The sequence below is a fragment of the Brucella intermedia LMG 3301 genome (genome assembly GCF_000182645.1).
Taxonomy (GTDB): Bacteria; Pseudomonadota; Alphaproteobacteria; order Rhizobiales; family Rhizobiaceae; genus Brucella; species Brucella intermedia.
Genome location: NZ_ACQA01000003.1, coordinates 35,927 through 47,967, shown reverse-complemented (window position 1 = coordinate 47,967; position 12,041 = coordinate 35,927). Strand labels below are relative to the sequence as shown.

Sequence of the window (12,041 nt, the reverse complement as noted above, 5' to 3'; positions counted from 1 at the left end):
CAGCGGTGATCGGCGCAGAAATCAAAGTCGCACGTCGAGATCGACGTGCGATCTTGTCTAAAACGGAGAATGCAATGGCAGCTGGCCTGATAGATTTTCTCGACCCGCAAGCGATTGAGCTTCAGAGCGAAGCGAAAACCAATGAAGAGATCATCCGCATCCTGGCGGGTAAACTGGAGAAGCTCGGTTATGTGAAGCCGAGCTATGCCGATGCCGTTGTTAGTCGTGAACTGTCGATGCCCACGGGACTGCCGCTTGAGCGCGACGAGAATGTTGCCGTGCCTCACACGGACCCCGAGCATGTCCTCAAGGCCGGAATTGCCCTGGCGACGCTGAAATCGCCGATTGAATTTGCCAATATGGAAGACCCAGAAGAAGCTGTTCCTGTGGGATATGTCTTTCTGCTTGCCATCAACGACAAGGACAAACAGATTGAAACCCTGCAACAGATCATGGCGACCATACAGGATGCTGATGCACTCGACAGGTTGAAAGCGGCGCGCACGCTGGAAGACGTTCAAACCGCGCTGCAATGAAGCGTCTCCCGAGAGCTGTTTCACAGTTTTAGGAAAAGATGCGTGGTTCAAAACAAACGGGGAGCGCGGTCGCACTCAATCAGGCCGCCTCCGCTCTTAATGAATGAACTTGGAGGAACCCATGGCCAGAATAAAAACAATTCTCTTCGCTTGCGGCACGGGTGTAGCGACATCCACGGCGGTGAACGCGACCGTTACCGAAGAAATGAAAAAGCGCGGGCTCACCTTCAATGCCCAGCAGGCAAAAGCGACCGAAGTTGCTTCGCTGGCCGACAATGTGGATTTCATTGTTTCCACCACGCCTATCTCAGCCTCGGTGAACAAGCCTGTCATCAAAGGATTGCCCTTCCTGACCGGCATCGGCAAGGATCAGGTTCTCGATCAGATCGAGGCTGAACTGCGCAAGTAACATCCTGACGATCCGCGGGCGTCGTCTGGAAAGGAGCGGTCATGCCGCTCCTTTCCAGTTTTGGCGCTCAGAAAGCCTGCTCGGGCATCCGCGGCAAACTCGTCAGAAGCTTTCTGGTGTAGCTATGCTGCGGGTCGGAAAGAATATCCCGCGTATTGCCCTGCTCCACGATCCGGCCCTTTTCCAAAACGATCAGCCGTTCACATAGCAGGGCGACCAGCGCAATATCGTGCGACACCACCACGAAAGTGGTCCGTTCTGAAAGTGAGCGCATGAGTTCGATAATGCGGGCGCGCGTCGTGAGGTCGAGAGCGCTCACCACCTCGTCGGCGATGATGAGGTCGGGCTGCGAGACGATCGCCCGGGCAATGGCGATGCGCTGGCGCTGGCCGCCGGAAAACTCGTGCGGATAGCGGCGAGCCGCATCCGCAGGCAGATCGACGGAAGCAAGCGCCTGCGCAACTGCCTGCGCAATATCGGTCTGGATTTTCAGGGATCGCAGCGGTTCCGCGATAATGTCGAATACGCGCTGACGCGGATCGAGCGATGAATAGGGATCCTGAAACACCGCCTGGACGGAACGGCGGAAGTCGCGCATGAAACTGCGATTGCGGATATCCAGAGGATTGCCGCGAAACGAAACATCCCCAGAAGAGGCGCGCTGCAATCCGAGCAGCAATTTCAACATGGTCGTCTTGCCCGACCCGGACTCACCGACAATGCCGAGATTGCTTCCGGTCTCAAGCTTCAGATCGACATCGTGCAGGACCGTCTTGCCGCCTGTATAAGCGAAGGAAACGCGCGAAAGATCCATCAACGTCATCGCGCAACCTCCAGCGCAGCATCGAACGCCCGCGCAGCAGACACGAGCCCCTGCGTATAGGGTTGCTGCGGGTTGGTGAAGAGTTCCGCGACCGGGCCTTCTTCTATCAGCTGTCCCTGCCGCAGAACCAGCGCACGTTCGGTAACGGTGGCGACCACCGGCAGATCGTGGCTGATGAACAGAAGCCCCATCCCCTCGTCCCGCACCAGCTGTTCCAGCAGTTTCAAAATCTCGGCCTGCGTGGTCACATCAAGCGCTGTCGTCGGCTCGTCTGCAATCAGAAGCTTGGGGCGGCAGGCAAGAGCCATGGCGATGGCTGCGCGCTGGCGCTGGCCGCCCGATATTTCATGCGGCCAGGAGCGGGCAATACGTTCCGGGTCTGGCAGCGATACGCGTTCCAGAAGTGCATGGACCTTTGCGTTCAATTCACTCTTTCCCAGCCTGCGGCCATCTCTTGCGGCGCGCCGGTGGACGACCAGACCGACCTGCTTGCCGATCCGCATCAGGGGATCGAGCGCCGTCATCGGCTCCTGAAACACCGTCGCGACGCTCTGGCCGCGTAACGGAACCAGATCACGGTCGCGCGCGCCGATGACCTGACGGTCATCGAGCATGACCGATCCGCTTGCACGCATCCCGTCCGGCAAAAGCCCCATGATTGCAAGTGCCGTCAGCGACTTGCCTGAACCGGATTCGCCGATCAGGCCGACCCGTTCACCCTGGCCGACAGACAGCGAAACGCCCGCGACCAGCGGCTTGCCGCCGGTTTCAATATGAAGATTCTCTACTTGCAGCAAAGCACTCAACGTCGCCTCCTCCGCGTCGGGTCCGCCACATCGCGCAGCCCGTCTGCGAACAGATTGAGCCCGATCACCAGCGACACGAGCGCCAGACCCGGCGCTATAGCGCCAAAGGGCGCCGTATAAACCGACGCCTGCGCTTCCTGAAGCAATCGCCCCCAGGAGGAGTTGGGCGGCGGAGCGCCGAGACCAAGATAGGAAAGCGATGCTTCGGCGATGACCGCCAGCCCGAACTGGAGCGCGAAATTCACGATCAATGTCGGCCAGATATTCGGCAGCACGTGGATGCGGACCAATCCGAACCAGGATGTGCCGGAAATACGCGAGGCGGTGATGTAATCCATCGCCAGAACGCGCTTGGCAAGGATGCGGGTCAGACGCGCCACGATGGCCGAACCGGCAATGCCGATGGCCACTATCGCTGTCGTGAGGCTGGCGCCATCGCTGGAAGCAACGATCAGCATTGCCAGCAGCAGCGTGGGGAAGGCTATCAGGATATCGAGCGTTGCAGCCAGAACGTCATCGAGCGTCTGTGTCGCAAAGGCTGCGAGGACACCAAGCGTCACGCCAATTACGGCGCTGATCGCGATGGCTCCGCAGCCGACGACAAGCGCAATGCGTGAACCGATCATGATTTGGGTCATCAGATCACGTCCCAGACGATCCGTACCGGCCCAATGCAGCCATGAAGGCGCTTCCAGTCGCCCGCCCACCATTTCGCCAACGCCGTATGGGGTCCACACCAGCGTAAGGAGAGCGACAACCAGATGCACTCCGAGCAGCAATCCTCCCGCGACCAGCGGCCACGGCAACCGGTAGGCTGGCTTGGGATGGGAAAGCTCCATTTGCACAGGTTCCGTCATGCTCCGCCTCCCGCTGATCGCTGGCGCAGACGCGGGTCGATCAGCCGTTGCAGCAGGTCCGCGGCAAAGCCCACCAGCAGCACCAGAAGCGTAGAGACGAACAGCACACCCTGAACGTTGGGATAGTCGCGCTGCTCTATGCCCAGCAGAAGCATCGAGCCGAGGCCGGGAAGCGAAAATACGCGCTCGACCACAACCGCACCCAGCAATGTCGATGCAAGTTCGATCCCCAGAATGGAGATCACCGGCACCGCGCCGTTGCGAATACCGTGACGGATGAGCGCCTGTGAGAACGTCGCGCCAAGCGCCCGCGCGGTGCGAAGATAATCGCTGCCAAGCACATCCTGCGTGGCGGAACGAACATAACGGATCAACGATGCCGACATGACGATGGCAATGGTCGCAACCGGCAAGACAAGCGCCTGAAAAGCAGCAGGCGCCGACTGCCATCCGCGCGATGGAAAGCCGCCGGAGGGAAACAACCGCAGCTTGACGGCAAAAATCCAGACGAGGAGAATCCCGATCCAGAAAACCGGCACGGCGATACCCAACTGGGAAACGACAGATATAAGCGATCCATACCAGCGGTTCTGGCGCACGACCGACAGGATACCGAGCGGTACCGCGACGATGATGGCAACGAGAAAGGCCATCAGCGTCAAAGGCACGGTCACGATCAGACGCTTGCCGATTTCGCTCAGAACGGGTGCTCCACTCACGAAGGAATTACCGAGATCGAAGCGCAAAAGACTGCCGATGAAGCGCAGGAATTGTTCATAGAGAGGCAGGTCCGACCCGACCTGTTTGCGCGCGGCCTCGATCTGCGCTGCATCCGCGCCTACGGAAACGAGCGCATTGGCAGGATCACCCGGCAACAGGCGCAACAGCAGAAACAGTACGATCGATGCGATGAGAACCGACAGGACCAGTATGGCCGAGCGGCGTATGACATAGGCGAAAATAGGGATTACCTCTCCGATGTGAGGGGCAGCGCTCAGCCCCTCATGCAAATGCGACAACGCCGCCGGAAAATAATTCAGGCGGCGCGGTCTGTCGAGTTCGTGTTCTCGATATCGACAGGCGGTTACTATTCCGCCTTCACGATGTCATAGGCGAAGAACTGCGAATTCAAGCCGTTGAGGGGGTAACCGCTGACCGATTTCTTTGAAACGACGATCTGCGGATAAAGGTAGAACCAGTTGCTTGCCGCGTCCTCGGCAATGATCTTGTTGGCCTCAGTCAGTTTTGCAGTCTGTTCGTCCGTGGTCGCGCTCGCCTCCGCTTCCTTGATGAGATCGACAACCTTCGGATTGTTATAACCCCAGTAGAAATCGGGATTGCCGTAGAAGACGATGTCGCGGTGGTTCACATGCTCCTGCAAGGTGGCCTGGAAATCATGGGCCTTGTAGACCTTCGTGTACCATTCATTGGCGGTAATGACGTTGATCTTGACCGTTACGCCGACCTTGGCCAGTTCGCTCTGGATAAACTGCGCGGCAATCGGGTGCGGGTCATAATTTGGCGTGTCGATGGTGAAGGTGAAGCCGTCTGGATAACCGGCCTCCTTCAAAAGCTCCCGGGCGCTTTCGGGATCATAGGCGTCGACCTTTGTAAGATCGACATACCACGGATCGGTCGGCGGCACGAAGGAGCCGATCAGCGTGCCATAATCGCCCCATACGGCCTTCAGCAGCTTTTGATCGTCGATGGCGCGAGCAAGTGCCTTGCGTACTTTCACATTGTCGAATGGCGCAACGCGGTCGTTAAAGGCTAGAAGCAGCTTGGTAGTAGATTGCCCTTCACTGACGGTGAAATCCGGATTGTCCTTGAACTGTGCCAGCGAATCCGGACTTTGGACCGACGTGATGATATCGACGGACCCGGTCAGCAATGCATTGTTCAGCGCGCTCGCATCGGTGAAATACTGGAACACCACCTCACCGTTTTTCGGCTTGGCTCCCCAATATTTATCGAAGCGCTTCATGGCCAGCGATGAACCGCGACGCCAGTCTTCCAGCTCGTAAGGTCCGGTTCCATCTTCCTTCGACTGCAAGTCCTTCGCTTCATCGTTCACCACCCATACATAGCTCAAATTGTATGGCAGGGAGATCGAGCGCGACGACAGCTTGACGACAACCGTCTCATCGTCAGGGGTCTCGATAGCCGAAATGGATTTCAGGCTGCTTTTGCGCGAGCTTTTCGATTCCGGCGCGGCAACGCGCTCGATGGAAAACTTCACATCCTTGGAAGTCAGCGGCGCGCCCGAGTGGAACGTCACGCCCGGTTGCAGCTTGAACGTATAGGTAAGCCCGTCATCGCTGACCTTGTAATCCTTCGACAGGACCGGCTCGACCTTTCCGTCATCGGCCAGCCGGAAGAGGGCTTCATAGACATTGCCGTTGAACGCTTCGTTGATGCCCTGCCCTGCGCCTGCCGTATTATCGAGGTTCTGCGGCTCATAGAGCGAACCTATATTGATTGTCGCGTCGGGGTCGCTTTCCTGTGCCAGCGCCTGGCCGAACGAACCCGCACCAAGGGCCACGGCCAATGCCGCACTCAGCCCCCAGTAGGCCAATCCCGATTTGCGATTGCGAATGTTGAAGCCGCCCATATTATTCTCCTGCGTGGAAAGCGCCCTTCCGGGCTCTCCGTCAGAGCATTTCCCGTTTTATCGGGAATGCTCTATCCATTTGTTTTTACGCTGTCTTATTTCGAAACCGGTACCGCTTTCGAGAAACATGCCTTGACGACGGTTATACCGCGACGGAGAGAGCATCGGTAAGCGGCGACACGATGAGATAGTGAGAATTATTAGAAATTTATTCTATAAAGAGTCAATCGATTGGATAAACCATCCGGACGCCAGCTCGGACCATCCGATATAAGCCACACCGACAAAGCACCAACCTCGAGAGATCAGCCATGAGCTATATGGACCGGCACCGCGCACAGGAACTGCTTACTGCGGAAGGCCTGGAGGCTTTGGTGCTTTTTCAGCCTGAAAACTTTCGCTATGCAACAGGGATTGCGGCGGGCGTGGCGACAATGTGGGGGCGCGCCGGCTCTGCCATAGCGCTTGTTCCGGCAGATGCCTCGACACGTTCAAGCACCATTATCAGCGACCAGGCTCTGGCGGCAGCTGGTACCACGACTGATGCCATCGACCTTCGCTCGCACAGAATCTGGATCGATGCCGTTACGGTTCATGGCGCGCGCACGATCGAGGACATTAACGCAGCCTATCGCGAGAGCGGCAATATCGGCCCGCGCCCGGAAACCTTCGACCAGAAGGCAGCCTTTCAGCTACTTGCCGACGTGATTGCCGAACGGGGCCTCGGGCGGGCGAGCATCGGGATCGACCTCGAATTCGTACCGGCTGCCGATTTTGAACGCCTGAAAGCAGTCCTGCCCTCGGTGCAATGGCGCGACGCCTCTCGCATCGTCAAGCAACTGCGCCTGATAAAGAGCGCCCGCGAGATCGAGTTTCTGCGCAATGCCGCCCGTTATGCGGAAGGCGGCTTGCAGAGAATGGCGGCGACAGCGCGGTCCGGCGTCACGGCGGCAGAGCTTTCCGACGCCTGGCTGGCCGGAGCGACAAGCGCCGCCGAAGCAAACGGAGAGCGCCTGTCAGGTCACTGGGCTTATATCTCGACCGGACCTGACCTTCAGAACCCGGCGGCGCAATTGGCGGAGGGCGGCCTCATCAAGGCCGATGTCGGCACACTGGTGAACGGCTATTCTTCAGATGGCGCGCGCACCTATGTCTACGGTGAGCCTGCGCCGCTCGCCAAGCAGATTTACGACGCGCTTTTTGAAACGTTCCATGCCGGTATCGCCTTGCTGAAGCCCGGCAATACATTCGGACAGGTCCACGAAACAATGCTCTCCACCATGCGGCGTCATGGTTTCAGCGAATATTATCGCGGCCATTTCGGGCATTCCGTCGGCTCCGCGCTCGGAATAGAGGAATGGCCCTTTATTTCGCATGCCAACACCATGGTCTTTGAACCCAATATGGTGCTGGCTGTGGAAGCGCCGTTCTACGCAAACGGCGTGGGGGCGCTGATGATCGAGGAACAATTCCTCATCACCGCAGACGGAGCGGAAACGATGAATACCCTTCCGCGCGAGCTTGTCTCGATAGGCTGACGTCAGCGGGTCTGCGACCGGCTTTGGTCGCTCATTAGTCGCGAAGCGAGGCCATGGTCGCCCCTCTTCATGAGCGCAACAATTATCTTCATTTGACTTTCCTTTTGTTTTCGATTTTCATTGTTTGGCTTTCACACTCGCAAAGGCTGAACGTGTGATCAGGTGGAGGAACATGTCAGTTGCTAATGCGCATGCCCTCTTCTTAGACAAAAGCTGCAAGCTATATGCTTATCCAAGTAATCCGCCTCGAGTTTGCTCGAGCATAGGCCGCGGCCCCATGGTTGCGCCTGCTGACTGGCGCGCATCGAGCACCTGGCCCGGGGTTGTGGTAAGGTGGGCGGAGCCTTTGGCGAAACACATCTTCGGCAGCGTTCGGAATGGCACTGGAATATGCATGTTTTCCGAAGAAGCACGGAAACGGCCTGCAGGACACAAGTTGCTCATAAGGGATAAGGCACAGCCCCTTGAAGTCCATATTGAGAGGATATGCCAATAAGCGCAATAATTCCGACGGTTGGAGGAGGCCTCGGGACATATGCTGGAACTGCGAAATATCTCGAAGACGGTCGGAGGAGCCACGCACATCCATCCGACAAATCTGGTCCTGCCACGCGGGAGCCTGAATGTGCTGCTCGGACCAACCTTGTCCGGCAAGACCTCCCTCATGCGCCTCATGGCTGGACTGGACAAGCCAAGCGAAGGCTCAATTCTGTTCGACGGACAGGATGTTACCGGCATGCCCGTCCAGAAGCGCAATGTGGCGATGGTCTATCAGCAATTTATCAATTACCCGGCCTTGACCGTTTATGAAAACATCGCTTCGCCGATGCGTATCGCAGGAAAGTCCCAGTCGGAAATCGACAGTGAGGTTCGCAAGGCCGCAGAGCTTCTGAAGCTGACGCCCTATCTTGACCGAACACCGCTTAACCTCTCCGGCGGCCAGCAACAGCGCACTGCGATTGCGCGTGCCATCGTGAAAAAGGCCGATCTCGTCCTGCTCGATGAACCGCTGGCCAATCTCGACTACAAATTGCGGGAGGAACTACGCGAGGAACTGCCGCGCATCTTTGCCGAATCCGGCGCTATCTTCGTCTACGCAACCACCGAGCCTTCCGAGGCGCTGCTGCTCGGCGGCAATACGGCTGCGCTTTCGGAAGGCCACATCACACAGTTTGGCAGAACAATCGACGTCTATCGCCGCCCGCTCGACCTCATCACAGCACGCACATTTGCCGATCCGCCTTTGAACACGGCTCGCATGGTCAAGTCAGGCGATCGTTTCCTGCGGGCGGATCGCCCGGCCATCGCCGTGCCGGGCCAACTGGCCCATATAAGTGACGGTCCGCTGACCATCGCGTTCCAGCCGCATCATCTGCTCGTCCGTCCAGCGGAAAATGCTACAGTTCCCATTCGGGCCCGCACGCTGGTGTCCGAAATCGCCGGATCGGAAAGCTTCATCCATCTCGATTACGAAGGCGACCGTTGGGTCATGCTGGCGCACGGTATCCAGATCATCGAACCGGACCGCGAAATCGAAGTCTACCTCGACACGCGGCATCTGATGGCATTCGATGAGACCGGTCGCGCCGTCGGCCACGCGGCCGGCTTGGCGGCATAGGAGGACGGCGATGGCACGTATCACTCTCGATCATATCCGCCACGCCTATAATGCCAAGGCGCAGGCCGCAGGCGAATACGCCCTGAACATGGTCAATCATGAGTGGGAGGACGGCAGTGCCTATGCGCTGCTCGGCCCGTCCGGTTGCGGCAAGACGACCCTGCTCAACATCATCTCCGGTCTTCTGAAGCCGACCGAGGGGCGCATTCTCTTCGATGGACAGGACGTGACCGGCCTGGCGACCGAGGACCGTAACATCGCGCAGGTCTTCCAATTTCCCGTCGTGTACGACACGATGACTGTTTTCGACAATCTCGCCTTTCCCCTGCGCAACCGTCGCATGCCGGAAGCGGAAGTGGAGCGCCGCGTGAAGGACATTCTCGAAATGACCGATCTCGGCGGCATTGCCGGGCGACGGGCACGCGGACTGACCGCGGATCAGAAGCAGAAGATCTCACTGGGTCGAGGTCTGGTACGCGCAAACGTCAACGCGATCCTGTTCGATGAACCGCTGACGGTTATCGATCCACATATGAAATGGGTCCTGCGTTCGCAGCTGAAGCGGCTGCACCGTCAATCGGGTTTCACCATGGTTTATGTAACGCATGACCAGACCGAGGCGCTGACATTCGCCGACAGGGTAGTGGTGATGCACAATGGAGAAATCGTGCAGATCGGCACGCCCGCTGAACTGTTCGAACGCCCCAAGCACACATTCGTCGGCTATTTCATCGGCTCTCCAGGCATGAACCTCATGCCCGCCCGGATTGACGGCCAAACTGCCAGGGTCGGCGCGCAAACCATCTCACTTTCTGGCATTCCTCAGATTGGCCATTCGACACAAATCGAGCTGGGCATCCGACCGGAGTTTGTAAAGCTCGGTCGTGAAGGCATGCCAATCCGTGTCGACAAGATCGAGGATATCGGGCGTTACCGCATCGTGCGCGCGGGCTTCGAGGGGCAGAAACTGGCAGTGGTGGTCGGCGAGGATGAGGACATACCCGCAGACCCGCGTGTGACCTTCGATCCGAAGGCTATCGGCATATTCGCGGATTCCTGGCGTGTGGGGATGGAGGGCTGACCATGGAGAAAAGCTGGAATAACAAAGCCTGGTTCATGGTCCTGCCGGTGCTGGTGCTGGTCGCCTTTTCCGCAGTCATTCCGCTGATGACGGTAGTGAACTATTCGGTGCAGGATACATTTGGCAATAATCAGTTCTTCTGGGCCGGAACAGACTGGTTCGAACAGATTCTTCACTCCAGCCGCTTCTGGGATGCGCTCGGGCGTAATCTCATTTTTTCGTTCATCGTTCTGGCTATCCAGATACCTCTCGGCATCCTGATTGCGCTCAACATGCCCAAAAAGGGTTTCTGGGTTCCGGTGTGCCTCGTCACCATGGCACTGCCCCTGCTGATACCATGGAACGTGGTCGGCACGATCTGGCAGGTTTTCGGGCGCAGTGACATCGGCCTGCTCGGCTATTACGCCAACTGGCTGGGGCTGGATTACAATTACGTCAACGATCCGTTCGATGCCTGGGTGACGATCATCCTCATGGACGTATGGCACTGGACCAGCCTCGTGGTGCTGTTGTGCTATGCAAGCCTCGTATCCATTCCCGATGCCTACTATCAGGCCGCAAGGATTGACGGAGCCTCGCGGTTCTCGGTGTTTCGTTACATCCAGCTGCCCAAGATGAAGCGCGTTCTCCTGATTGCTGTACTGCTCCGTTTCATGGACAGCTTCATGATCTATACCGAACCGTTCGTGGTGACGGGCGGCGGACCAGGCAATTCGACGACATTTCTGTCGATCGATCTGGTCAAGATGGCGCTGGGGCAGTTCGATCTTGGACCGGCGGCGGCCATGTCGTTGATCTACTTCCTTATCATCCTGCTGCTGTCATGGGTGTTCTACACCGTCATGACCAGCCACGATCAGGAGGCATGAGATGAACGCCGTACATGGAGCCTCTATGGGCCGCGTGAATGCGATTGCACCGGATGCCAGCGCCGTCAGACAGCACGTAAGCAGACGCGAGACGTCGCGGTTCGGCTGGCTTATACCGACAATCTACATCATATTGCTTCTGATCCCGATCTATTGGCTCATCAATATGAGCTTCAAGACCAATCAGGAAATCCTGACGTCGCTGACGCTGTTTCCGCATGAGCCGACGCTGCAAAACTATCGCGCCATCTTCACCGACTCCGCCTGGTACTCGGGTTATATCAACTCGATCATCTATGTTGTCATGAACATGGTGATTTCAGTCTCGGTGGCATTACCGGCGGCCTATGCCTTCTCGCGTTACCATTTCCTGGGAGACAAACATCTTTTCTTCTGGCTCCTGACCAACCGCATGGCGCCTCCGGCAGTGTTCGCCCTGCCGTTCTTCCAGCTCTATTCGGCATTCGGGCTCATCGATACGCATATTGCGGTCGCACTGGCGCATTGCCTGTTCAACGTGCCGCTGGCCGTTTGGATTCTCGAGGGCTTCATGTCCGGCGTACCGAAAGAAATCGACGAGACAGCCTATATCGACGGCTATTCGTTTCCAAAGTTCTTCGTGAAGATCTTCATGCCGCTGATCGCATCAGGCATCGGCGTGGCAGCCTTCTTCTGTTTCATGTTCTCATGGGTCGAGCTGCTGATTGCACGAACCCTCACGACCACGGACGCGAAACCCATCGCGGCCACAATGACACGCACTGTTTCGGCTGCCGGAATGGACTGGGGATTGCTCGCTGCCGCTGGCGTTCTGACGCTGATACCCGGCGCACTCGTGATCTGGTTTGTCCGCAATTACATCGCCAAGGGCTTCGCCCTGGGGAGGGTCTGAC

The 12,041-nt window shown here is 57.7% G+C and carries 12 protein-coding genes; 7 read left to right on the top strand and 5 right to left on the bottom strand.

Features of this window, described 5'->3' with window-relative positions:
• Nucleotides 1–74: 74 nt before the first annotated feature.
• Complete coding sequence (locus OINT_RS21680; RefSeq protein ID WP_036565264.1) at nt 75–536, top strand: PTS sugar transporter subunit IIA; 462 nt, start codon at nt 75–77, stop codon at nt 534–536.
• Nucleotides 537–657: 121 nt separating this feature from the next.
• Nucleotides 658–945, top strand: a complete 288-nt coding sequence (locus tag OINT_RS21675) for a PTS sugar transporter subunit IIB (protein WP_006471854.1) — start codon at nt 658–660, stop codon at nt 943–945.
• A gap of 67 nt (nt 946–1,012) precedes the next feature.
• On the opposite strand, the gene OINT_RS21670 is transcribed toward OINT_RS21675, so the two are convergent.
• From OINT_RS21670 to OINT_RS21650, 5 genes are all read right to left on the bottom strand, one after another.
• Nucleotides 1,013–1,768 carry an ABC transporter ATP-binding protein gene (locus tag OINT_RS21670; RefSeq protein WP_006470085.1) on the bottom strand — a complete coding sequence of 252 codons (756 nt, stop codon included), beginning with the start codon at nt 1,766–1,768 and terminating at the stop codon, nt 1,013–1,015.
• Entirely contained in the window at nt 1,765–2,574 is an 810-nt protein-coding gene (locus tag OINT_RS21665; protein ID WP_006470084.1) for an ATP-binding cassette domain-containing protein, read from the bottom strand. The genes OINT_RS21670 and OINT_RS21665 overlap by 4 nt, the downstream gene beginning before the upstream one ends.
• On the bottom strand, nt 2,571–3,431 hold the full coding sequence (locus OINT_RS21660) for an ABC transporter permease (RefSeq protein WP_006470083.1): 861 nt from the start codon (nt 3,429–3,431) through the stop codon (nt 2,571–2,573). Before OINT_RS21660 ends, OINT_RS21665 begins: the two co-directional genes overlap by 4 nt.
• Nucleotides 3,428–4,393 (bottom strand): ABC transporter permease, encoded by a 966-nt coding sequence (locus tag OINT_RS21655; protein ID WP_085979591.1) that lies wholly within the window; start codon nt 4,391–4,393, stop codon nt 3,428–3,430. The genes OINT_RS21660 and OINT_RS21655 overlap by 4 nt, the downstream gene beginning before the upstream one ends.
• A 125-nt stretch (nt 4,394–4,518) precedes the next feature.
• On the bottom strand, nt 4,519–6,042 hold the full coding sequence (locus OINT_RS21650; RefSeq protein ID WP_006470081.1) for an ABC transporter substrate-binding protein: 1,524 nt from the start codon (nt 6,040–6,042) through the stop codon (nt 4,519–4,521).
• Nucleotides 6,043–6,353: 311 nt separating this feature from the next.
• On the opposite strand from OINT_RS21650, the gene OINT_RS21645 reads away from it, so the two are divergent.
• The 5 genes from OINT_RS21645 to OINT_RS21625 all read left to right on the top strand — a co-directional run bounded on the left by OINT_RS21645 (nt 6,354) and on the right by OINT_RS21625 (nt 12,040).
• The gene (locus OINT_RS21645) at nt 6,354–7,580 is read left to right on the top strand and encodes a M24 family metallopeptidase (protein ID WP_006470080.1); all 1,227 of its coding nucleotides are present in this window, start codon (nt 6,354–6,356) and stop codon (nt 7,578–7,580) included.
• 535 nt (nt 7,581–8,115) lie between these two features.
• Nucleotides 8,116–9,198 carry an ABC transporter ATP-binding protein gene (locus tag OINT_RS21640; protein ID WP_006471852.1) on the top strand — a complete coding sequence of 361 codons (1,083 nt, stop codon included), beginning with the start codon at nt 8,116–8,118 and terminating at the stop codon, nt 9,196–9,198.
• 10 nt (nt 9,199–9,208) lie between these two features.
• The gene (locus tag OINT_RS21635) at nt 9,209–10,279 is read left to right on the top strand and encodes an ABC transporter ATP-binding protein (protein WP_006471851.1); all 1,071 of its coding nucleotides are present in this window, start codon (nt 9,209–9,211) and stop codon (nt 10,277–10,279) included.
• Nucleotides 10,280–10,281: 2 nt separating this feature from the next.
• Complete coding sequence (locus tag OINT_RS21630) at nt 10,282–11,148, top strand: carbohydrate ABC transporter permease (protein WP_006470077.1); 867 nt, start codon at nt 10,282–10,284, stop codon at nt 11,146–11,148.
• A 25-nt stretch (nt 11,149–11,173) separates the two neighbouring features.
• A complete protein-coding gene (locus OINT_RS21625; protein WP_006471850.1) occupies nt 11,174–12,040 on the top strand; it encodes a carbohydrate ABC transporter permease in 867 nt (288 codons plus the stop codon).
• Nucleotide 12,041 lies beyond the last annotated feature (1 nt).